Source organism: Aurantimonas marianensis (genome assembly GCF_024195285.1).
GTDB lineage: Bacteria > Pseudomonadota > Alphaproteobacteria > Rhizobiales > Rhizobiaceae > Aurantimonas > Aurantimonas marianensis.
This window is the reverse complement of record NZ_JALHBS010000032.1, coordinates 40,830-62,277: the sequence shown is the minus strand read 5'-3', so window position 1 is coordinate 62,277 and position 21,448 is coordinate 40,830. Positions and strand designations below refer to the sequence as shown.

18 protein-coding genes are annotated in these 21,448 nt (G+C 64.5%); 11 read left to right on the top strand and 7 right to left on the bottom strand.

Features of this window, described 5'->3' with window-relative positions; genetic code table 11:
* Positions 1–7: 7 nt before the first annotated feature.
* Complete coding sequence (locus MJ956_RS05915) at positions 8–535, bottom strand: SixA phosphatase family protein (RefSeq protein ID WP_253963551.1); 528 nt, start codon at positions 533–535, stop codon at positions 8–10.
* Positions 536–824: 289 nt separating this feature from the next.
* On the opposite strand from MJ956_RS05915, the gene dksA reads away from it, so the two are divergent.
* Complete coding sequence (dksA, locus tag MJ956_RS05910; RefSeq protein WP_253963550.1) at positions 825–1,241, top strand: RNA polymerase-binding protein DksA; 417 nt, start codon at positions 825–827, stop codon at positions 1,239–1,241.
* Positions 1,242–1,550: 309 nt separating this feature from the next.
* On the opposite strand, the gene MJ956_RS05905 is transcribed toward dksA, so the two are convergent.
* The gene (locus tag MJ956_RS05905; protein ID WP_253963549.1) at positions 1,551–3,113 is read right to left on the bottom strand and encodes a flagellar biosynthetic protein FliO; all 1,563 of its coding nucleotides are present in this window, start codon (positions 3,111–3,113) and stop codon (positions 1,551–1,553) included.
* A 260-nt stretch (positions 3,114–3,373) separates the two neighbouring features.
* Between MJ956_RS05905 and cckA the strand changes: the two genes are divergently transcribed.
* A complete protein-coding gene (gene cckA, locus MJ956_RS05900) occupies positions 3,374–5,902 on the top strand; it encodes a cell cycle histidine kinase CckA (protein ID WP_253963548.1) in 2,529 nt (842 codons plus the stop codon).
* A 22-nt stretch (positions 5,903–5,924) separates the two neighbouring features.
* Here the strand turns inward: cckA and MJ956_RS05895 are convergent, their stop codons facing one another.
* The gene (locus tag MJ956_RS05895) at positions 5,925–6,845 is read right to left on the bottom strand and encodes a pseudouridine-5'-phosphate glycosidase (RefSeq protein ID WP_253963547.1); all 921 of its coding nucleotides are present in this window, start codon (positions 6,843–6,845) and stop codon (positions 5,925–5,927) included.
* Positions 6,845–7,813, bottom strand: coding sequence for a PfkB family carbohydrate kinase (locus tag MJ956_RS05890; protein WP_253963546.1), 969 nt, complete (start codon positions 7,811–7,813; stop codon positions 6,845–6,847). The genes MJ956_RS05895 and MJ956_RS05890 overlap by 1 nt, the downstream gene beginning before the upstream one ends.
* A gap of 164 nt (positions 7,814–7,977) precedes the next feature.
* Between MJ956_RS05890 and recA the strand changes: the two genes are divergently transcribed.
* On the top strand, positions 7,978–9,054 hold the full coding sequence (gene recA / locus MJ956_RS05885; protein WP_253963545.1) for a recombinase RecA: 1,077 nt from the start codon (positions 7,978–7,980) through the stop codon (positions 9,052–9,054).
* 166 nt (positions 9,055–9,220) lie between these two features.
* The gene (gene alaS / locus MJ956_RS05880) at positions 9,221–11,884 is read left to right on the top strand and encodes an alanine--tRNA ligase (RefSeq protein WP_253963544.1); all 2,664 of its coding nucleotides are present in this window, start codon (positions 9,221–9,223) and stop codon (positions 11,882–11,884) included.
* Between the two features lie 184 nt (positions 11,885–12,068).
* On the opposite strand, the gene MJ956_RS05875 is transcribed toward alaS, so the two are convergent.
* Positions 12,069–13,280, bottom strand: a complete 1,212-nt coding sequence (locus tag MJ956_RS05875) for an NADP-dependent isocitrate dehydrogenase (RefSeq protein WP_253963543.1) — start codon at positions 13,278–13,280, stop codon at positions 12,069–12,071.
* A gap of 179 nt (positions 13,281–13,459) precedes the next feature.
* Here MJ956_RS05875 and MJ956_RS05870 point away from each other — a divergent pair, with 179 nt between their 5' ends.
* The 3 genes from MJ956_RS05870 to murI all read left to right on the top strand — a co-directional run bounded on the left by MJ956_RS05870 (position 13,460) and on the right by murI (position 16,572).
* A complete protein-coding gene (locus MJ956_RS05870; RefSeq protein WP_253963542.1) occupies positions 13,460–14,938 on the top strand; it encodes a carboxylesterase/lipase family protein in 1,479 nt (492 codons plus the stop codon).
* Positions 14,939–15,034: 96 nt separating this feature from the next.
* A complete protein-coding gene (locus MJ956_RS05865; protein ID WP_253963585.1) occupies positions 15,035–15,796 on the top strand; it encodes an RNA methyltransferase in 762 nt (253 codons plus the stop codon).
* On the top strand, positions 15,793–16,572 hold the full coding sequence (gene murI / locus MJ956_RS05860) for a glutamate racemase (RefSeq protein WP_253963541.1): 780 nt from the start codon (positions 15,793–15,795) through the stop codon (positions 16,570–16,572). Before MJ956_RS05865 ends, murI begins: the two co-directional genes overlap by 4 nt.
* 19 nt (positions 16,573–16,591) lie before the next feature.
* On the opposite strand, the gene MJ956_RS05855 is transcribed toward murI, so the two are convergent.
* Positions 16,592–17,101: a hypothetical protein gene (locus MJ956_RS05855; RefSeq protein ID WP_253963540.1), complete on the bottom strand. Its 510-nt coding sequence runs from the start codon at positions 17,099–17,101 to the stop codon at positions 16,592–16,594.
* A 150-nt stretch (positions 17,102–17,251) separates the two neighbouring features.
* On the opposite strand from MJ956_RS05855, the gene MJ956_RS05850 reads away from it, so the two are divergent.
* The 4 genes from MJ956_RS05850 to MJ956_RS05835 all read left to right on the top strand — a co-directional run bounded on the left by MJ956_RS05850 (position 17,252) and on the right by MJ956_RS05835 (position 20,069).
* Positions 17,252–17,410 (top strand): YqaE/Pmp3 family membrane protein, encoded by a 159-nt coding sequence (locus MJ956_RS05850; RefSeq protein WP_253963539.1) that lies wholly within the window; start codon positions 17,252–17,254, stop codon positions 17,408–17,410.
* Between the two features lie 221 nt (positions 17,411–17,631).
* Entirely contained in the window at positions 17,632–18,249 is a 618-nt protein-coding gene (gene rpsD, locus MJ956_RS05845; RefSeq protein ID WP_253963538.1) for a 30S ribosomal protein S4, read from the top strand.
* Positions 18,250–18,351: 102 nt separating this feature from the next.
* A complete protein-coding gene (gene ttcA / locus MJ956_RS05840) occupies positions 18,352–19,248 on the top strand; it encodes a tRNA 2-thiocytidine(32) synthetase TtcA (protein ID WP_253963537.1) in 897 nt (298 codons plus the stop codon).
* Entirely contained in the window at positions 19,245–20,069 is an 825-nt protein-coding gene (locus tag MJ956_RS05835; protein WP_253963536.1) for an inositol monophosphatase family protein, read from the top strand. The genes ttcA and MJ956_RS05835 overlap by 4 nt, the downstream gene beginning before the upstream one ends.
* A 41-nt stretch (positions 20,070–20,110) precedes the next feature.
* Here the strand turns inward: MJ956_RS05835 and MJ956_RS05830 are convergent, their stop codons facing one another.
* A complete protein-coding gene (locus tag MJ956_RS05830; RefSeq protein ID WP_253963535.1) occupies positions 20,111–21,388 on the bottom strand; it encodes a multidrug effflux MFS transporter in 1,278 nt (425 codons plus the stop codon).
* Positions 21,389–21,448 lie beyond the last annotated feature (60 nt).

Here is a 21,448-nt window from a genome sequence, read left to right as displayed (position 1 = left end):
GCTTCGCCTAACCCAGATCATCGGGATCGACGAACTCGCACAGCCGGCCGGTGCCCGCTGCGATCGCGCTCAGCGGCCCGGAAAATTCCACGACGGCAAGGCCGCAGGTTGGAAAGCCCATCCGGATTACGTCGATGGCGGCGGGATCGCCATCCGCGATGAGCGACAGGGTGAACGCCTCGATCATCGGGTTATGGCCGACGAGCAGAACCGCCTCCGTGTCGCCCTGCCGCCGTACCGCGTCATAATAGGCCTCGACGCCCAAGGCGTAGAGGGCGTCCGAACTTTCCTCGCGGTGGCCGGGGTCGAGCCCGGGGCGGATCCGGTCATAGGTCTCGCTCGCTCGCTTCGCCGTCGAGCACACGACGACGTCGAGGCGGTAGCCTTTCCCTGCGATGAACCTGGCGAGACGGTCGGCTTGCCTCCGCCCGCGAGCGTCCAGGGGCCGGTGGTGATCGCGCTGGCCGGGAAGGGCCCACGAGGAATGCGCGTGGCGCAGGATATACAGGCGGTGGCTGCGGGTTGGGGCGGACATGGCGATGGACTATGCCGAAACGGCGGCTTCGGGCAATCCGGTACGGTTAAGCTCACGCGTCGTTCGCTCGGAAGGCGGCGCGAAGCTTCGAGCCGAAACGGGTAAGGCAGGAACCGACGCGATTTGCGCCCTCATAGCCGGGTCACCTCGCGGGTCGGATAAGCCCTGTCGAAAAGCGAAGGAAAACGGGATGTTAGAAACCCGTTCACTTTCAAGTTGTAGTCTATGAACAACTTGTTCGCTGTCGAAAGCGTCGCTATAAGCCCGATTGCGTGAACGGAGGTGCGTGATGAGCGAAACACTCAATGTCGAGGCGACCTTGTCCGAGGACGGACAGTTCATGAATGATGCCCAGAAGGATTATTTTCGCAAGAAGCTGCTTGCATGGAAAGCGGAGATCCTGCGCGAATCGCGTGAGACGCTTGCGGCGCTGGCGAACGACAACAGCAATCTTGCCGATGCGGCCGATCGCGCCTCGTCGGAAACGGATCGTGCCATCGAGCTGCGCGCCCGCGACCGGCATCGCAAGTTGATCGCAAAGATCGACTCGGCGCTGGAGCGGATCGAAGAAGGCACGTACGGCTATTGCGAAGAGACCGGCGAGCCGATCAGCCTGAAGCGGCTGGATGCGCGGCCGATCGCCACCCTTTCGTTGGAAGCGCAGGAGCGGCATGAGCGCCGCGAGAAGGTCTACAGGGACGAATAATCCCCCTGGGGCCCCTCCAGGCAAGTCGAGTCTGGCTGGCGGCTACGGGTTTGGCCAGCAAAACTCCGGACAGCTCCCGGCTGACGGGGCATGCATCGATAAAGAACGGAATTTTCCCCATCGCCGGTTTCACGTATCTGCCGTTTCGGCGGATGAGCCGCTCTAAGCCACCGGATTTCTCCACGATCCTCGAACACCTCCTGCCGTATGCGCCATTGGCGGCGCGGCGATCCGGGGTGGTATCGTGCGGCGGCACGAGCCTGCTGCAGCGTCAGGCGCACACGAGCAAGAGTCCGGCAATCGCCGGTCTCAGTCGGCTTTGCGATCGCCGTCGTCGCCGAAATCGAAGTCGCCCAGCAACCGTTCCATTTCTTCTTCCAGCGTCAATGGCACAGGCGTAGCAGCGATGCGGGACGGCGTCTCCGTCCGAGGTGTCGAGCGAGGAGGCGTGCCGTTTCCGACGGATGGGGCCGCTGGCGGTGGAGCGACCGGGCGCGGTGCCTCGGCTGCCGTCACGGGGGCCGGCGGTGATCTGGTCTCAAGTGAGGTCGCGGCGCGCGGTGCATTCGGACCTTGATCCACTTCGCCGGGGCCGTCGGCGAAAAAGGCCTCGTTGCCAAAATCCGCGTCCATCTCGGCCGAGAGGAAATCCTCGAGACTTGGCTCGGCCTTCGGGACGGATGGAGGTTTCGGCGTCGCCTGCGTCTGGCTAGAGGACGGGGACCGCACGCCGGCGGCCGCCGGTCCCGAAGGCTGCCGATCCCGCTGATCGGTACTGTTGTGCGACGGTTTCGCATCATTTTGCGCCGTCGTCGCCTCGGTTGTCTTTGGCGCGGGTTGCGGCATTTCCGGCGGCGCCTTGCGATTTTGTATCGCGGTGGCGAAACTCCTGACAGACAGCGGCTGCCGTGGCTGGTCGCGGCGATCCGGTGCATCGACGGCAATGGCCGGTGCGGTCGCATCCTGCACGCGTTCCAGGCTGCGGGATTGGGAACGATTCATCTGCGCGCGCAGCTCGGCGCGAGGCTGCTCAGCTTCGGAATTCGCCGGCTCCGGCTCCGGCACTGTCAGTGACGGCTCGCGACGCCCGGAAGCGGACGACGCGGTGAGCGCCGCGTCCGATTCGCCGGCGAGTGACTCCGGTGAAACGCTCCGGGCTTCCGTCGTCGACCGGCTCTGCCGCAGGTTCAGCGTAGGAGTCGCGATAGAGCGCGTTGGCAGGCTCCGCGCGGATGCCGGTGCCGAGCGATCCGCGTCTATCTCGGGGATCGGTGCGACGCTGTACGCGGGCGCCTTGGTCTGTTCGGGCCCGGTGGCGGTCGCCGGTGCGACCGTCGGAGCGGGCGGCATCGGGAAGGGCGCCACGACCGGTGCGGCGCGGGGCTTGCTTTCGGTCAAAGGCGGCGATGCGACCGTTTCCCGCTGGCGCGGTTCCGGGCGTGCGGCCACCGGCGTCGCTCCTGGAACGGGAATCGGCGCGGTATCTCGGCCGGACGTTGGTTCCACCGAAACATCGTCCTGGAACTCCCGGAAATTGCCGCTTCGTTCTTCCCGGCCAGTTCCGCTCATGGCACCAACGCTCGGGATGTTGCCCTCAAGCAGCACGTCGTTCTGCCCCCCGATCAGGACGAGATGCTCGACGTCGTCACGTCGCACCAGAATCACGCGGCGTTTCTCGTCGATTCGGGCGACATCCATCACCGCCAGTCGCGGAGCGCTTGCCTTGAACCCGGTGCCGATTCGTCCGCCGAAGGCCTTTTTGGCCAAGACGATCATCAGCATCGCCAACAGGCAGACGGCGGTTGCCACGATCGCCACCCAGACGATTGGCGCGAGACTTTCGCCTACTAAGTCGACGATCCATTGGGGCATGGGCGAGTTTTCCTCCTGCGGCGCCGGAGACCGGCGGGTATTCCTTCAGTCGTCGAGCCCGGTTGACCGATCCTTCGGTCCGGGGCAAGGGCAACGTCAGCTTGGCTGTTCATAATGCCTGGACAGCCGCGCGCGAAGTCGACGTGGGAATTTTTCGTAATCGAGTTGGAATTAAGGGCCTGGCGGGCACTCTCGCCACAGATTGGCTTTTGATTCATAGTTGCGGCACGCAGGGGCGAACCGAAATGGATGGAGCGGCGATGGGCGCGGCCGAAAAGCCTTTGATCGACCGGGCCGCGTCCGCGTCCGGTGTGCGGCGCCTGCTCATTCTGGGCGGCTTGCTGATCGTTCTGGCAGCATCGCTGGCACTGTTCGGCCACGCCTATGGCGGCGTCGCGCTGCTAGTGATCTTCGGCGGCCTCGCCGTGGCCGGCATCGCCGCGATCTTCGCCACCGCGCTGGGCTTCGTGCGATTTACCGGCCGAATCGCTGAAGGCGCAATCGCCAAGGACTTCCTCGACACCGCCCGCAACGGGACGCTGATCGTCGATCGCAAAGGCCGGATCATCTACGCCAACAGCGCCTATGGCGAGACCACCGGCGCCACGACGGCGGCCTCCGTAAAGACGCTGGAACGGTTGCTGGCGCGTGAACCGGAGGCTTCCGAGGCGATCTATTACCTCGCCAACCTGGCACGCGAAAACCGTTCCGGACAGCGCGAGTTTCGTCTACCGCGCGCCCTCTGCGCCGCGGCGGCCGGCGCTGGCGTGCCGCATTGGTATCGGGCCTCGGTGCGTCCGCTCGCGACATCGAGCGGTACACTGCAAGCCTGGCAGATTCTCGATATCACTGCCGACCGCGAGTTGCAGGAGCGTTCGTTCCAGGATCTCCAGCACGCCATCGACTATCTCGATCGCGCCCCCGCGGGTTTCGTGGCGACAGATGCCGATCTTAAGATCACCTATCTCAACGCAACGCTGGCCGGCTGGCTGGGCGTCGATCTGGTCGAGTTCAAGCCCGGCGATCTTTCATTTCTCGATTTCGTGCCGGAAGCGTCAGGCGCGCTGCTGGCGCCCAATTCCGGCGACGTTGACGCGGACGGGACCAGCATCGTCGATCTCGATCTGATCACGCGAGACGGGCAGAGCCTTCCGGTGCGCCTGCTGCGCAAGCCGGTGGCGGATGACGCAGCGGCGCCGGGCATCGTACGAACGCTCGTTCTAAGCCGTAGCGCGAAGAGCGAAGTGGCGGATACGGCGGAACTCGCCGAGGCGCGTTTCACCCGCTTCTTCAATTCCTCCCCGATGGCGATCGCGGCGCTCGACGAGGAGGGGCGCGCGATCCGTTCCAACGCGGCCTTCCGGCAGGTCTTCGGCCAGGATGCATCCGGCGGGACCGCCGCGATCGGCGACAGCATCCGCGAAAGCGACCGCGACGGACTGCGCCAGGCGCTCGCCGCCGCGGTTCGGGGCCAGGCTGGAATCGCGCCGGTCGAAGCGGAGGTGCTGGGTGAAAGGCCGCGCTCGGTTCAGCTTTATATCAGCGCCATTCCGAAGTCCGGCCCGGACGCCCACGAGGTGGCGATTCTCTACGGGGTTGAGGTCACCGAGCAGCGGGCGCTGGAGGAGCAATTCGCCAAAAGCCAGAAGATGCAGGCGATCGGCAATCTGGCCGGCGGCATCGCCCACGACTTCAACAATGTGCTGACGATCATCACCGCCTCCGTCGACTTCCTCCTGCTCAACCATCGCACCGGCGACCCCTCGTTCCAGGATCTTTTGCTGATCAAGCAGAGCGCCAACCGTGCCGCCTCGTTGGTGCGTCAGTTGCTGGCCTATTCGCGCCGGCAGACGATGCGGCCGAAGATGCTGAACCTGACCGACGTCGTCGCCGACATGCACTTGCTCCTGAAGCGCGTCAGCGGCGATCATGCCAAGCTGGAGCGCCACCACGCGCGTGACCTGTGGCCGGTGATGGCCGATATCGGCCAGTTCGAGCAGGTGATCACCAATCTCGTGCAGAATGCCCGCGACGCCATGCCGGAAGGCGGGACGATCACCATCTCCACCCGCAATGTCGAAGCCGCCGAAGCCCGTGGCCTCGGATATGCGGAGCTGATCGAAGGCGACTACGTCCTTGTCGAGGTCGCGGACACCGGAACCGGGATTCCGCCTGATCTGGCCGAACGGATTTTCGAGCCGTTCTTCACCACCAAGGAAATCGGCAAGGGCACCGGCCTCGGCCTCTCGATGGTCTATGGCATCGTCAAGCAGTCGAGCGGCTTCATTTTCGTCGACTCCAAGCCGGGCGAGGGCACGGTCTTTCGAATCTTTTTGCCGCGGCACATCCCCGACGAGATCGCCGCGGCGAAAAGCGAGGCGGGGGCGGTCGCACCCTCGAACGCCAAGCTCGACCTTTCGGGAACGGCGTCGATCCTGCTCGTTGAGGACGAGGACCATGTGCGGGCCGGCAATGTCCGCGCTCTCAAGATGCGCGGCTACGACGTCCACGAAGCCGCGTCCGGCATCGAGGCGCTGGAGGTGATGGAAGAACTCGACGGTCAGATCGAACTCGTGGTCTCCGACGTGGTGATGCCGGAAATGGACGGACCGTCGCTGCTCCGCGAAATGCGCAAGAAGCGGCCGGATCTGAAATTCATCTTTGTGTCGGGCTACGCCGAGGACGCATTCGCGAAGAACTTGCCGGAGGGCGAAAGGTTCGGCTTCCTCGCAAAGCCGTTCTCGCTGCGCGAACTGGCCGTCGCTGTAAAGACGATGATCGACGAATAGGCGATCAGCTTCGCCCTCCGGCTCACGCGGCTTTGGTCAGGGCGACGGCGATGCGCCCGGCCAGCCGCGCATTGGCTTCGACCAAGGCGATATTGGCGGCGAGCGAACGCCCTTCGCTCAAATGATACATGCGATCGAGCAGAAAGGGCGTGACCGCCTTGCCCGCGATTCCTTGCGCCTGGGCCTCGGCGAGTGCCTGTTCGATCCAGCCCTCGACGAGCGCGCGTGGTAGCGCGTCGGTCTCGGGAACGGGATGGGCGACAAGCATTCCGCCTTCGATCGACAGAGACGCCCGCGCCGCCTGAAATGCCGCGATCTGGTCCGCCGTATCGAGCCGCAGCGGGGCGGGAAGGCCCGATTCGCGCGACCAGAAGGCCGGCAGTTCGTCGACGCCGTAGCCGATGACCGGAACGCCCTTTGTCTCGAGGACTTCCAGGGTCTTGTCGAGATCGAGAATCGCTTTCGCCCCGGCGCAGACCACGATGACCGGTGTCCGCGCGAGTTCCTCCAGATCGGCGGAAATGTCGAAGCTCGTTTCGGCGCCGCGATGGACGCCGCCAATCCCGCCGGTGGCGAACACGCCGATCCCGGCCAGGTCGGCGACGATCATCGTCGCGGCGACCGTAGTCGCGCCGGTCCGCCCCGTGGCGACGGCATAGGCAAGGTCGGCTCGCGACAGCTTTAATGCGTCCCGTGTCGTTGCGAGGGCGTCCAGTTCCTGGTCATTGAGTCCGACCACGAGGTGTCCATCCAAGACCGCGATGGTGGCCGGGACGGCGCCTTGCTCCCGTATGATCGCCTCGACATTGCGGGCCATGTCGCGGTTTTGCGGATAGGGCATGCCGTGGGTGATGATGGTCGATTCCAGCGCCACCACCGGCCGGCGGGCGCGAATCGCATCGGTGACCTCCTCGGAAGACTTAAACGGGAGCGACGTAGGCATCACGGAGACCTTTCCGGACCATGGGGATCCGGCAGGGCCGCCGCGCCCGCTTGGATCAGCTGAGGGAAATCACGCGGCGGAAACGGGTCGGCAGAGATTCGGATAGACGACGCGACCAGACCGGCGCGGATGCAATCGATCCATTCGCGCCCCTCGCACAGGCCGACCAACGCCGCGGCGGCAAGCGTGTCGCCGGCACCGGTGACGTCCATTGGAACCACGGCGGGGGGCTCCTGGAAGACGATCGTTTCACCGTAAATTACTGTGACGCTCCTCGGCCCATCGGTAATGACCGCGCGCCGGACGCCGAGTTCGATGAGGAGTTCGGCGAGCAGGCGGGGGCTCGTCCCCGCGCTTGCCTCGACAAGGCTTGTCGCTTCGGCTTGGGACAGAAACAGCGCCGACAGGGAGCGGATCGCTCCCTGCAGACGGCGCACCTTGGCGGGCGAGACACCGATCGCCGCCACAGGACGCCCGCGGGCCGCCTTCGCCAGCGCGTCGATCGATCCGCTCGGCAGGTTGGCGTCGACCAGCAATGCATCGGCCGCATCGATCGCGACTCTGACCCGCCGCCGCGTGAACACGCGCGGAACGAGAAGATCGTAGAGGCCCATATCGGCGACGCCGGCCACGAGCTCGCTCCGATCGTCTAGAATGGCTGTATAGGTGGGGGTGGCGCGGTCGATCCAGGTGATGGAGACGTCCAAAAAATGACGAGAGGCGATTGCCTCGGCAATTCGATGACCGTCGGGATCGCCGCCTCTGGCGCTCTGGAGCACGACCGCGCAACCAAGCGCGTCCAGCGCCAGGGCGGCGTTGAACGCCGCACCCCCGGGCGTGTCGAGGAAGCGGCCGGGGTTCGATGCGGCGGCCCGATACGGCGCATCGGCCTTGGCGCGCCTGTCGATATGGGCCGCACCGGCCACGAAGACGGACAAAAGATGAGGCGAGGCTCCCGATCTCTTCATGAAAAATCAACGAAAGGACGGCGCACCTTGCGATTCGCATTACGGTGGAAAATCGGAACAAACCACGAATATGAGCTTGCACAACGAGAACAAATAGCGTACAAATTCGGTTCAGGCCGCATCATTGCACCCCCGTCCAACGCGTGGAATAAGGTCCCGTCTCCATGGCACAGAACACACTCCGTCTCGTCGAGGAAAATTCGTTGGACAAGAATAAGGCTCTCGATGCCGCGCTTTCGCAGATCGAGCGGGCGTTCGGCAAGGGCTCGATCATGCGGCTCGGCGCGAACGAGCAGATAGTCGAGATCGAAACCGTGTCGACCGGCTCGCTCGGCCTCGACATCGCGCTCGGAGTCGGCGGTCTGCCGAAAGGCCGGGTGATCGAGATTTACGGGCCGGAAAGCTCGGGCAAGACAACGCTCGCCCTGCATACGATCGCCGAGGCCCAGAAGAAAGGCGGAATCTGCGCCTTCGTCGATGCCGAACATGCGCTCGATCCGGTCTATGCCCGGAAGCTCGGCGTGGATCTGGAAAATCTGCTGATCTCGCAGCCCGATACCGGTGAGCAGGCGCTGGAGATCACCGACACCCTGGTTCGATCGGGCGCGATCGATGTGCTGGTGGTCGATTCGGTCGCGGCGTTGACGCCGCGGGCGGAAATCGAGGGCGAGATGGGCGATTCGCTGCCGGGCATGCAGGCACGACTGATGAGCCAGGCGCTGCGCAAGCTGACCGGCTCGATCTCCCGGTCGAAATGCATGGTTATCTTCATCAACCAGATCCGCATGAAGATCGGCGTGATGTTCGGCTCACCGGAGACGACGACCGGCGGCAACGCCTTGAAGTTCTATGCCTCGGTCCGCCTCGACATCCGCCGGATCGGCGCGATCAAGGATCGGGACGAGGTGACCGGCAACCAGACCAAGGTGAAGGTCGTCAAAAACAAGCTGGCGCCGCCCTTCAAGCAGGTCGAGTTCGACATCATGTATGGCGAAGGCGTGTCGAAGACCGGAGAGCTCATCGATCTCGGCGTCAAATCGGGGATCGTCGAAAAATCCGGCGCCTGGTTCTCTTATAACAGTCAGAGGCTTGGGCAAGGGCGGGAGAATTCGAAGAACTTCCTGCGCGACAATCCCAGTGTCGCCAATGAGATCGAGGCACTGATTCGCCAGAACGCCGGCCTCATCGCCGAGCAACTGCTCGTCGATGCCGGCGGCGAGGACAGTGCCGGCGAGGATTGATCCGCGCCGGTTCGGCCGTCGCCGTCGCGGGGATGCGCGGCGGCGGACCGGAGCTTGATGGACAGTGCTTCCGGGCCTCTGTACAAAGCGCCTTCGATAGGGATCGGAGGCGTTTCTTTGCGTGGTCCGGCCGTGTTTTTCCGTCAGTTTTCCGAAGGTCGCATCCATGAGTGGCGTCAACGAAATCCGGTCCGCGTTTCTCGATTATTTCGCGAAGAACGACCACGAGCGGGTCGCGTCCTCACCGCTGGTGCCACGCAACGACCCGACGCTGATGTTCACCAACGCGGGTATGGTGCAGTTCAAGAACGTCTTCACCGGTGTCGAGAAGCGGCCCTATGCGCGTGCCGTCACGTCGCAAAAATGCGTGCGCGCCGGCGGCAAGCACAACGACCTCGACAATGTCGGCTACACCGCCCGCCATCACACCTTCTTCGAGATGCTGGGGAACTTCTCCTTCGGCGATTATTTCAAGGATCGGGCGATCGAGCTCGCCTGGAACCTGATCACCAAGGAGTTCGACTTGCCGGCGGACCGGCTGCTGGTGACCGTCTTTTCCGAGGATGAGGAGGCGGCCACGCTCTGGCGCAAGATCGCCGGGCTGTCCGACGAGCGCATCATCCGGATACCCACGTCGGACAATTTCTGGTCGATGGGTGAGACCGGCCCTTGCGGACCGTGTTCGGAGATCTTTTTCGACCACGGCGAGGGGGTTCCCGGGGGACCTCCGGGAAGCCCGGACGAGGATGGCGACCGTTTCATCGAGATCTGGAACCTGGTGTTCATGCAGTTCGAGCAGATCTCGGCCGATGAGCGCATGGAACTGCCGCGTCCGTCGATCGACACCGGCATGGGACTGGAGCGGATCGCGGCCGTCCTTCAGGGCGTTCACGACAATTACGACATCGATCTGTTCAAGGCGCTGATCGAATCGGTCGAGGTCGCGGTCGGTTCGCGTGCCGAAGGCGACAAGATCGCCAGCCACCGGGTCATCGCCGACCATCTGCGCGCGACCGCGTTTCTCATCGCGGACGGTGTGCTGCCGTCGAACGAGGGGCGCGGCTACGTGTTGCGGCGGATCATGCGGCGCGCCATGCGCCACGCCAAGCTGCTCGGGGCCCGCGATCCTGTGCTGTTCAAGGTTCTGCCAACGCTGGTCGCCGAAATGGGCCGGGCCTTCCCCGAACTCGTTCGAGCCGAGTCGCTGATTTCGGAAACGCTGAAGCTTGAGGAAAAACGGTTCCTGCAGACCCTCGACCGGGGTCTGGCGCTGCTAACGGATGCGACCGAAGGAATGGGCGCCGGCCAGAAGCTTTCGGGGGAGACGGCGTTTAAGCTCTATGACACCTATGGTTTTCCGCTCGATCTCACGCAGGACGCGCTTCGCCAGCGCGGCATCGCGGTCGATCTCGACGCGTTCAATACCGCAATGGCGCGCCAGAAGGCCGAGGCGCGGGCCAGCTGGTCCGGCTCCGGAGAGGCGGCGTCCGAAAATATCTGGTACCCGATCCGCGAGCGCGTCGGGGCGACGGAGTTCCTCGGCTACGATACCGAACGGGCGGAAGGCGTCGTGAGCGCGCTGGTCAAGAACGGGCAGGAGATCGACCGCGCCGAGACCGGTGAGGAGATATTCGTCGTCCTCAACCAGACGCCCTTTTACGGCGAATCGGGCGGCCAACTCGGTGATGCCGGGACGATGCGCGGCGACAACGTCGAGCTTCATATCTCGGACACCCAAAAGGTGGCGGATGGCTTGTTCATTCACCGGGGTACCGTGAAGACGGGCGCGGTTCGCAACGGTATGCCGCTCGACCTTCAGGTCGATCATTCGCGGCGATCCTGCATCCGCCTCAATCATTCGGCCACCCATCTTCTCCATGAGGCACTGCGTCAGGTGCTGGGGACCCATGTGGGGCAGAAGGGCTCGATGGTGGCGCCGGGGCGGCTGCGGTTCGACTTCTCCCATCCCAAGCCGTTGGACGCGCGCGAGATCGCCGAGGTCGAGCGGTTGGCCAACCGGATCGTGCTGCAGAACGCTTCGGTGGAAACGCGGCTGATGGCGGTGGACGACGCGATGGCGGCCGGAGCGATGGCGCTGTTCGGCGAGAAATACGGCGACGAGGTCCGGGTGGTCTCGATGGGGACGGCCGAGGAGGGCGAAAAGATCGGCCGGCCGTTCTCGATCGAACTTTGCGGCGGCACGCATGTCGCCGCGACCGGCGACATCGGGCTGATCCACATCGTCGGCGAGAGTGCCGTCGGTGCCGGCGTGCGGCGGATCGAGGCGCTCACGGGCGAGGCGGCCCGGGCCTATTTCATCGAACAGGACGAACGCGTGCGACGCATGGCCTCGGCGCTGAAGGTCGCGCCCGCCGAGGCGGCGGACAGGCTGGAGGCGATCGTCGAAGAACGGCGGCGGCTGGAGCGCGAGCTCGCCGAGGCGAGGAAGCGGCTCGCGCTGGTGGGCGATGGCGACGGACAGGGTTCGTCGGCCGCGCCGAAGGATGTCGGCGGAGTCAGCTTCATGGGACGGGTGCTCGAGGGCGTCGCCGGCAAGGATCTCAAGGGCCTCGTCGACGAAGCCAAGGCCGGGCTCGGCTCGGGCGTCGTCGTGTTCGTCAGCGTCGCCGACGGCAAGGCCAGTGTCGTCGTGGGCGTGACGCCGGACCTGACGGAGCGGTTCGACGCGGTGTCGCTGGTGCGGCGGGCCAGCGCGGCGATCGGCGGCAAGGGCGGCGGCGGTCGGCCGGACATGGCGCAGGCCGGCGGTCCGGACGCCGACAAGGCCAATGACGCCGTTTCGGCGGTCGAGGCTGCGCTCGCGGCCTGACCGCCGCAGTCAGCGGGATAGGCTTGGCAAGTCTCGAAGCAGGCGTCTTCCGCGCGCAGCCTGATTCGGGGATCCTGGTTGCGTCGGCATGCCTCAGCGACGGCGCCAACGAGCGGACGATATGAAAAAGGGGGGCGACCCGGTCGCTCCCCTTTTGTTTTTCATTTCGAAATGAGACCGACGATCAGGCCATCGCCTTCTGCAGGTTCTCGTCAATCTTGTCGAGGAAACCGGTCGTCGACAACCATGGCTGGTCGGGGCCGATGAGCAGCGCCAGATCCTTGGTCATGAAGCCGCTCTCGACGGTCGAGATGCAGACCTTTTCCAGCGTGTCGGCGAAGCGCTTCAGCTCCGCGTTGTCGTCGAGCTTGGCCCGGTGGGCGAGGCCGCGCGTCCAGGCGAAGATCGAGGCGATCGAGTTCGTCGAGGTCTCCTCGCCCTTCTGATGCTGGCGATAGTGGCGCGTCACCGTGCCGTGCGCCGCTTCGGCCTCGACGGTCTTGCCGTCGGGGGTCATCAGCACGGAGGTCATCAGGCCGAGCGAGCCGAAGCCCTGCGCCACCGTGTCCGACTGCACGTCGCCGTCGTAGTTCTTGCAGGCCCAGACATAGCCGCCGGACCACTTCATCGCCGAGGCCACCATGTCGTCGATCAGGCGATGCTCGTAGACGATGCCCTTGGCGTCGAATTCCGTCTTGAACTCGGCGTCGAAGATCTCCTGGAAGATATCCTTGAAGCGGCCGTCATACTGCTTGAGGATCGTGTCCTTGGTGGACAGATAGACCGGGTAGCCGCGCATCAGGCCATAATTGAGGGAGGCGCGGGCAAAATCGCGGATCGAATCGTCGAGATTGTACATCGCCATGGCGACGCCGGAGCCGGGCGCGTCGAACACCTCGTGCTCGATCGTCTCGCCGTCCTCGCCGACGAATTTGATCGTCAGCTTGCCCTTGCCCGGAAACTTGAAGTCCGTCGCGCGATACTGGTCGCCATAGGCATGGCGTCCGATGATGATCGGCTTGGTCCAGCCCGGCACCAGACGCGGCACGTTCTTCGCGATGATCGGCTCGCGGAAGATCACGCCGCCGAGGATGTTGCGGATGGTGCCGTTGGGCGAGCGCCACATCTTCTTCAGATTGAACTCGCTCACCCGGCCCTGATCCGGGGTGATCGTCGCGCATTTCACGCCGACGCCGTACTGCTTGATCGCGTTGGCCGCGTCGACCGTCACCTGATCGTCCGTCGCGTCGCGATGCTCGACACCGAGATCGTAATATTTCAGGTCGATGTCCAGATAGGGGTGGATCAGCTTGTCCTTGATGAACTGCCAGATGATCCGGGTCATCTCGTCGCCGTCGAGTTCCACGACCGGATTGTCGACCTTGATCTTTGCCATCGGCGCCTTCCTTGAAAACATATCGGCGGCCGGAAGGGCCGCGCAGGTGACGATAGGAAGCGGGGCCGCTTCCCGAAGTTCAGCGCGCCCTATAGCACCGGCACCGGTCGGCGCAAAGCAGCGTCGCCGCTTCGGCGAGGCCGCGGAACGGGCAGAGCTCGAAAAGCCAGGAGTCGCATATGCCGAAGTCGGTTCTCGTCGAGGCACCCTGCGGGCCGGTCCGCGGCATCGAAAGAAACGGCATCGCCGGATTCCGCGGTATTCCCTATGCCGAGCCCCCGACCGGCCGAGCCCGCTTCGCTGCCCCCAAACCGGTCCGGCGCTTCGAAGCGGCTTTTCATGCGGACCAATACGGGCCGGCGGCGCCGCAGAGCCACTCGTTGCCCGAACCACTCACCCAACTTACGCGACTGACGCGCTCGTTCAGCGAGGGCTGCCTCAATCTGCATGTCTGGACACCGGACGTGCAGGGCAAAAAGGCGGTTCTCGTGTTCATCCACGGTGGCGGTTTCATCATCGGCGCGGGGGCGCAATATCCCGGAGACGATCTCGCCCGTCGCGGCGACGCCGTCGTGGTGACGTTGAACTACCGTCTGGGCCTGTTCGGCTTCAACGCCTTCGCCGAACTGTTTCCCGGCGACGACCGATTTGCGGCCAACGCGGGACTCCTCGACCAGCGCCTGGCGCTGGAATGGGTGCGGGACAACATCGCGGCCTTCGGCGGCGATCCCGACCGCGTCACCATTGCCGGCGAATCGGCTGGCGCGGCGGCCGTCGCGTTTCACCTCGTCGCGCGTCGCTCCCAGCCGCTCTATGCCCAGGCGATCCTACAGTCCGGAACGCTGAATCTCTTCTACACGCGCGAACGGGCGGCGGAGGTGAGCCGGGACGTCCTGCGGATAATGTCGCCGAAAGGAGACCCGGAACGGCTGTTTCGGTTGGATCACGCCGCCTTCGCGGTGGCTATGCGATCACTCGCCGACAAGCATACCGGCATCCTGTCCCGCCCCTATCTTGATGGAACCGAGCTACCCGAGACGACTCTGCCGGCGCTCTATGGCGCGATGAAGCCGGTGCCCTTGCTGATCGGCACGAACCGCGACGAGTTTTCGCTGTTCAGCGAATTGTCGATGTTTCGCATCGACAGCCGCAAGGAGGCGCTGGCGAAGTGGGTGGAAAGCGTGGCCGGAACGGAAGGGGCGAGGCGTGTCTCCCGGCTCTATTCGGATGACCGGAACGAGCGGGTCGCCTTCGGGACCGACCTCCTGTTCCGGATGGCGGCGATCCACCAGGCAGATGATCATGCGAGGCGGGCGCCAACCTTCATGTATCGTCTCGATTGGGAGGCAAAGGGATTGATGTCGCGGCTCGGGGCCACGCATTCGGTCGACCTGCCGCTCCTCTTCGAAGACTTCCTCAAGCCGTTTCGCGGCATTTATCTGGGCGTTCTGCCGGACCATGAGCGCCAAGCGCTAGCCGAGCGGATGCGCACCCATTGGATGCGTTTCGTCAACGGTGGTCGACCAGGCGACGACTGGCCCGCTTACGACACGACCGCTCGCAAGACGAAGATATTCGCCGTGCGCGACCGTGTGCTGCTTGATCCCGAGGGTGTCCGCCGCGTCGCGTGGCAAGGGATCGACGGCTACGCGTTCTGACCGGGGATTCCATGCGTCGCGCTCTGGCTTGGCGGCGAGGGCGGGGCGCGCTATCAGCTTCGGGAAAAAGGGAACCCAGTCTTGCCGCAAGTCCCCATGCCCGTTGCGCCGGAACCTGGACCGGCGATCATCCTCGTCGAGCCACAGCTCGGCGAAAACATCGGCATGGTCGCACGGGCCATGGCGAATTTCGGCCTCGCCGATTTGCGCCTCGTCAAACCGCGCGATGGCTGGCCGAGCGACAAGGCAAGGGCCGCGGCGTCCCGCGCCGACCACGTTATCGACGCCGTCCGTCTGTTCGATTCGGTCGAGGCGGCGGTGGCCGATCTGACTTTCGTCCTCGCCACCACGGCGCGGCCGCGCGACAGCTTCAAGCCGGTGCGCGGACCGGAAACGGCGGCAGGAGAATTGCGGGCGCGAATCGGCGCTGGTCAGCCCGCCGGCATCCTGTTCGGCCGCGAGCGTTTCGGACTGTCGAACGAAGAGGTCGGGCTCGCCGACGAGATCGTGACGTTTCCGGTCGATCCGGCGTTTGCCTCGCTCAATATCGCCCAGGCCGTGCTGCTGATGAGCTATGCATGGCGCATGGCGGGCACGGAAGACGCGACCAAGCCGCGTTTTGCCGCGCCCGAGGCGCCGGCGGCACAAAAAGCCGACCTCCACCGGCTGTTCGATCATCTGGAATCCTCGCTGGCCAAGGCCGGTTATTTCCACCCGCCCGAGAAGCGCGAGGTGTTTGTCCAGAACCTTCGCACCATGCTGACCAAGGCCGGCTTTTCCGAGCCCGAAGTGCGGACCCTGCGCGGCGTGATCAAGGCGTTCGATTTCGCCATCGCAAGGGGAGAGGGCGAAAAATGAGCGACCCGATTCTGGTGTTCGATTCCGGTATCGGCGGTCTGACGGTCTTGCGGGAGCTCAGAACCGTCATGCCGGATCGTCGCTTTGTCTACGTCGTCGATGACGCCGGCTTTCCCTATGGCGACTGGGAGGAGGCGCCACTGGTCCAGCGTGTTTCCGACCTTTTCGCGGAAATGATCGCGACCCACCGGCCGGAGGCCGCCGTCATCGCCTGCAACACCGCTTCCACGCTGCTGCTGCCGGAGCTGCGGGAGCGCTTCTCCATCCCCTTCGTCGGCACGGTGCCCGCCATCAAGCCGGCGGCCGAGCGCACCCGTTCGGGCCTTGTCAGCGTGCTCGCCACGCCAGGAACCGTGCGGCGCGACTATACGCGGGGTTTGATCGACGATTTCGCCCGCCAATGCGACGTGACCCTGGTCGGCTCGCAGAAGCTGGCCGGCATGGCGGAGAGCCACATCAGGGGACGGCCGGTCGACGGGAAAGCCCTGTGGGGGGAGATCGCCGAATGCTTTGTCGAGCGGGACGGCCGGCGTACCGACATCGTCGTCCTCGCCTGCACGCACTATCCGTTTCTCGCCAACATGTTCCGCAAGCTGGCGCCGTGGCCGGTCGATTGGCTCGACCCCGCCGAGGCGATCGCCCGGCAGGCCTTCAAGGTGACCGGCGCTGCCGTCGCCGCCGAATTGCTGGAGGGTTTCGACCATGCGGTGTTCACCTCCGGCGCACCGGACTACGCGACCCGGCGACTGATTCACGGCTTTGGCCTGGCGCTGTAAGACGGCCCGGTGGCTGCAATCAACCGCGCTGGAAGCTGAGGTCTGAAACGGTGACCGCCTTGCCGTCGATCTTTTCCACGACCTGCATCCGGAAGGATTGTCCGCCGGGGTTCTCGATCAGCATCCGCGCCGTGTTGTCGTCGTAGATGACGCGGCCCCAGGTGACTGTGAGATCGAGCGTATCACCTTTCAGTCTGCCGACGAGGCGGGCCGGGCCGCTTGACGACCCGGTATAGGTTCCCGAGTAGGTGCCTGTCTCCGGATCGAGTCTAAGGTCCGCGCCGATCTTCCGGCTCACGACCAGCATGGCCCGACAGGTTCCGGCCAGCGAGAACGAGGTCTTGCTGCCGCGGCTGCCCGCGACTTTGCAAGTCACATTGTTCGGTCCGGGAAGCTGCTCCACCTTCACCGAGCCGCTACCGACCCAGCCACCGTCGTAGCGAGCGAAATAGTCGGCCGGCCGGGCTGCGGCAACCAGGGAGGAAATGCCCATAAACGCGGCGATCGACGGGATAAGCAGAGGCTTCATGACAAATCCGTTCGGCTGATCATCGCCGCAGCCTTGGCGAGCCGTTGCGGCCAATTGATGACGACCCGCGCCGCAAAACCGTTGCCGAGGGGAACGACCTCGCGTCGCGGACGTTGGTCCGTCAACACAATCACGAAGGCTTGACCGCACATGGACATCATTCGCATCATCGTCGCCATCCTCCTGCCGCCGCTCGGCGTCTTTCTTCAGGTTGGCCTGGGCAAGCATTTCTGGATCAACGTTCTCCTGACGCTGCTCGGCTACATTCCCGGCATCATCCACGCCATCTGGGTTATCGCGAAGTACTGAGGCCGGTATCTTCCTCGGTCGTTGACACCCCCGCGGCTGGTCGTTAGGAAGCACTCATCCGGTTGGGATTCCGTTCCAGCCGGTTTTTGACGTGTCCCGTGGACGGCATCGCATCGTGCCCATGCCGTCCTGTCAGTCCGCGAAATGCGGGCAGAGGAGGGCGCGTTTCCTTGAAAGCCCACGGACGATCCGCGGGCTTCGCTGTTATTGAAGGAAATGCGATGAGCAAGCGCGCATCAGCGAAGTACAAAATCGATCGCCGCATGGGCGAAAACATCTGGGGACGTCCGAAGTCCCCGGTCAACCGCCGCCAGTACGGCCCGGGCCAGCACGGCCAGCGCCGCAAGGGCAAGGTCTCTGATTTCGGCGTGCAGCTGCGCGCCAAGCAGAAGCTCAAGGGCTATTACGGCGACGTTTCCGAGAAGCAGTTCCGCAAGATCTACGAAGAGGCCGCGCGTCGACGGGGCGACACCTCCGAGAACCTGATCGGCCTCCTGGAGAGCCGGCTTGATGCCGTCGTCTACCGCTCGAAGTTCGTCGCGACGATCTTCGCGGCGCGGCAGTTCGTCAACCATGGTCATGTGAACGTCAACGGCCGGCGCACGAACATCCAGTCCTACGTCTGCAAGCCGGGCGACGTGATCGAGGTGCGGCCGAAGTCGAAGCAGCTGACCATCGTGCTCGAGTCGATCCAGCTCGCCGAGCGCGACGTGCCGGACTATATCGAGGTCGATCACCAGAAGATGGTCGCGACCTACCAGCGCGTGCCGGGCCTTCACGACGTGCCGTATCCGGTGCAGATGGAGCCGAACCTGGTCGTCGAGTTCTACTCGCGCTGATCGCCGCTCGATCCGTTACGAATGCGAAGGCCGTCCCTCGGGGCGGCCTTTTGTTTTGGGGCTTCGCGGTTTAGACGGAGGTGAAACCGGGAAGGGACGACAATGCTGGAGGAAGAGCGCTTCGACGTCGCGAATCTGGCGGACGAGGCCCGCGACCCGGAGAGCGAGGCTGAGGGTGCTCACCCGCTGTTTCGCGACGTTCCGTCGTCGGTCGGCTTCAAGAAGCTGCGCAAGCGGCTGCTCCGCGAGATGCGCGAAACGATCGAGCAGTGCCGGATGGCGCGGCCGGGCGCCCGCTGGCTCGTCGGCATTTCGGGCGGCAAGGATTCCTACGCGCTGCTGGCGCTGCTGCACGACCTCAAATGGCGCGGCCTGCTGCCGGTCGATCTTCTGGCCTGCAATCTCGATCAGGGCCAACCGAACTTTCCCAAGCACGTCCTGCCGGATTTCCTGACCCGCTTCGGCATCGCGCACCGGATCGAATATCGCGACACCTATTCGGTCGTGACCGAAAAGGTGCCGGAGGGCGCCACCTATTGCGCGCTCTGTTCGCGGCTGCGGCGCGGCAACCTCTATCGCATCGCGCGGGAAGAGGGCTGCGAGGCGCTGGTTCTTGGCCATCACCGCGACGATTGCCTGGAAACCTTCTTCATGAACCTGTTTCATGGCGGCCGGCTCTCCGCGATGCCGGCCAAGCTCCTCAACGACGAGGGCGATCTTCTCGTCCTAAGGCCGCTGATCCGGTCCGCCGAGGAAGATATCGCGAAGTTTTCTGACGCCATGACGTTTCCGATCATCCCTTGCGATCTCTGCGGCAGTCAGGACGGCCTGCAGCGCAATGTGACCAAGCAGATGCTCGCCGACATGGAGCGGCGGTTTCCCGGCCGCAAGCAAGTGATGATGCGCGCGCTGTCGAACGTGCGGGCTGGGCACCTGCTCGATCCGGCGCTGTTCGATTTCGCGGCCCTCTCTCCGGCTATGGAAAGTTCAGACGCTTGACCCGGTCGATCGATATCGAGCGCCTTGCCGACATTCTGCGCGAAGCGGCGAAAGTGGAAATCATGCCGCGCTTCCGCAACCTGTCGGACGTGGACATTCGGGAAAAGACATCGGCGACCGATCTGGTGACGGAAGCCGACGAGGCGGCCGAACGCTTCATCGCGCGCGAATGTCGTGCGCTTGCCCCGGGCGCGCTTTTCGTCGGCGAGGAATCGGTTGCGGCGGATCCGCACCTCCTCGGCCGGCTGGATGATGCCGATCTCGCCATCGTCGTCGATCCGATCGATGGAACGGCCAATTTTGCCGCCGGGCTACCGCTTTTCGCGGTCATGGCTGCGGTAGTGGCAAAGGGCGAGACCGTCGGCGGGATCATCTATGACCCGCTCGGTGACGACTTCATGATGGCGGAGAAAGGGGGCGGCGCCTTCCGCAAAACCCCATTGGGAGAGACGCACCCGCTCAAGGTAGCCAAGCCCGTGGCGCTGGCCGATGCCGTCGGCTGCGTCAGCGCGACCCATTTCCCCGCCGACCAAAAAGCGGCTTTGTTGCCGCGTCTCGGAACGGTGAAGATCTTCGGCAACTACCGCTGTGCCGGCCACGAGTATCGCCTGCTCGCTTCGGGCGGCGCGCACTTCTCGCTCTATTCGAAGCTGATGCCCTGGGATCATCTGGCCGGTTGCCTGCTGGTCGCCGAGGCGGGCGGGCAGGTCGCCAAGGCCGACGGCTCTTCCTATACGCCGAGGGACCGCGGCGGCTCGCTGATAGCGGCGTGCGATTCCCGCCACTGGCAGGATGTCCGGGACGGGCTGCTGCCCGTTTAGGCACCCCGACCTACCTGCCTGCCTGCCTGCCTCCGATAGGTCTATTCGGCTGGGTTTTGGCGAAGCGCCCCAGTTGCGTGAGGCGCCGGTGCGTTCCTGGCCTCGAACAGCCGCCCCTCGGCCAGCAAGACCGAACCGAGAGCGGCGATCGACAAGACCATGAAGCCCACCAGGATCGGCACGACCGTGCCATCGTAGAAATAGCCGATCACCGCGCCGAACAGGCCGCCCCCGAAGGTCTGCATGAAGCCGAGAACCGACGAGGCCGTTCCCGCCACATGGCCGAGCGGATCCATGGCAAGCGCGTTGAAATTCGTGCCGATGAAGCCGAACAGGCAGAAATTGACGGTCAGCATGGGGACGAAAAACCACAGCGGGGCAGCGCCCCCCATGGCGTAGGCAACGACGAGGTGGATGACCGCCAGGAACAGGAAGCCGATCAGCGCCCCATGCGACAAGCGGCGCATGCCAAGGTTCTCGACCAATCGCGCATTGAGAAAGGAAGCGAGCGCCATGAACACCGCCGTCGCCGCGAAGACGAGGGTGAAGGTCGGGCCGAGGCCATAGACCTCCGTGTAAAGCTGTTCGGCCTGGTTGAGAAAACCGAACAGCACGCCGAAGATCAGCGCCGTTGCGACCGTGTAGCCGAAGGCGACCCGGTTGGTCAGGACGATCCGAAACGCCTCGATGATGCGCTTGGCGGTCAGTTCCCGCCGGTTCTCGGGGTGCAGCGTCTCTGGCAGGCGGATGGCCGTCCAGATTGCCACGGCGACGCCGAAGACCCCGATCGCCAGGAAGATCTCGCGCCAGTCTCCGAACAGCATGATCAACTGGCCGATGTTTGGGGCGATCACCGGCACGGCCATGAACACCATCATCACCAGCGACATGACGCTCGCCATCCGCCGTCCGTCGAAGCTATCGCGGACCACCGAGACCGCGATCACGCGCGTCGCCGCCGCGCCGACGCCCTGGATCGCCCGCAGCGCGAGAACCGTCTCGAAGTCCGGCGCGAAGATCGCCGCCACCGAGGCAAGGACATAGACGCCGAGTCCGAAAAACAGGATCGGCCGCCGCCCGAACCGGTCGGAGAGCGTGCCATAGACGATCTGAGCGCTACCGAACCCCAGGATGTAGGCGGTGATCACCAACTGGCGCTGGTTCGCGTCAGCGACGCCGAGCGCCGATCCCATCTCCTGCATCGCCGGGATGAAGATGTCGATCGCCGCCGCGTTCATCGCCATCAGGCAGGCGATCATCGTCACGAGTTCCCAGTAGGGGAGCCCGCGCGTTTGATTATTCGTGGATGCGTTGGACATTGCCGGCCTCTCGAAGGAGCACGCGGAGACCTATTCCAGGATTGCCAAATTACAAGGCAT

Bases quoted from the DNA above. Each gene is read 5' to 3' on its own strand.
- MJ956_RS05915 (WP_253963551.1), bottom strand. From the start codon at position 535: ATGTCCGCCCCAACCCGCAGCCACCGCCTGTATATCCTGCGCCACGCG.
- alaS (WP_253963544.1), top strand. From the start codon at position 9,221: ATGAGTGGCGTCAACGAAATCCGGTCCGCGTTTCTCGATTATTTCGCG.
- murI (WP_253963541.1), top strand. From the start codon at position 15,793: ATGAGCGACCCGATTCTGGTGTTCGATTCCGGTATCGGCGGTCTGACG.
- MJ956_RS05855 (WP_253963540.1), bottom strand. From the start codon at position 17,101: ATGAAGCCTCTGCTTATCCCGTCGATCGCCGCGTTTATGGGCATTTCC.
- ttcA (WP_253963537.1), top strand. From the start codon at position 18,352: ATGCTGGAGGAAGAGCGCTTCGACGTCGCGAATCTGGCGGACGAGGCC.
- MJ956_RS05895 (WP_253963547.1), bottom strand. From the start codon at position 6,845: ATGCCTACGTCGCTCCCGTTTAAGTCTTCCGAGGAGGTCACCGATGCG.
- MJ956_RS05905 (WP_253963549.1), bottom strand. From the start codon at position 3,113: ATGCCCCAATGGATCGTCGACTTAGTAGGCGAAAGTCTCGCGCCAATC.
- MJ956_RS05865 (WP_253963585.1), top strand. From the start codon at position 15,035: ATGCCCGTTGCGCCGGAACCTGGACCGGCGATCATCCTCGTCGAGCCA.
- MJ956_RS05830 (WP_253963535.1), bottom strand. From the start codon at position 21,388: ATGTCCAACGCATCCACGAATAATCAAACGCGCGGGCTCCCCTACTGG.
- rpsD (WP_253963538.1), top strand. From the start codon at position 17,632: ATGAGCAAGCGCGCATCAGCGAAGTACAAAATCGATCGCCGCATGGGC.
- recA (WP_253963545.1), top strand. From the start codon at position 7,978: ATGGCACAGAACACACTCCGTCTCGTCGAGGAAAATTCGTTGGACAAG.
- MJ956_RS05850 (WP_253963539.1), top strand. From the start codon at position 17,252: ATGGACATCATTCGCATCATCGTCGCCATCCTCCTGCCGCCGCTCGGC.
- cckA (WP_253963548.1), top strand. From the start codon at position 3,374: ATGGGCGCGGCCGAAAAGCCTTTGATCGACCGGGCCGCGTCCGCGTCC.
- MJ956_RS05890 (WP_253963546.1), bottom strand. From the start codon at position 7,813: ATGAAGAGATCGGGAGCCTCGCCTCATCTTTTGTCCGTCTTCGTGGCC.
- MJ956_RS05875 (WP_253963543.1), bottom strand. From the start codon at position 13,280: ATGGCAAAGATCAAGGTCGACAATCCGGTCGTGGAACTCGACGGCGAC.
- dksA (WP_253963550.1), top strand. From the start codon at position 825: ATGAGCGAAACACTCAATGTCGAGGCGACCTTGTCCGAGGACGGACAG.
- MJ956_RS05870 (WP_253963542.1), top strand. From the start codon at position 13,460: ATGCCGAAGTCGGTTCTCGTCGAGGCACCCTGCGGGCCGGTCCGCGGC.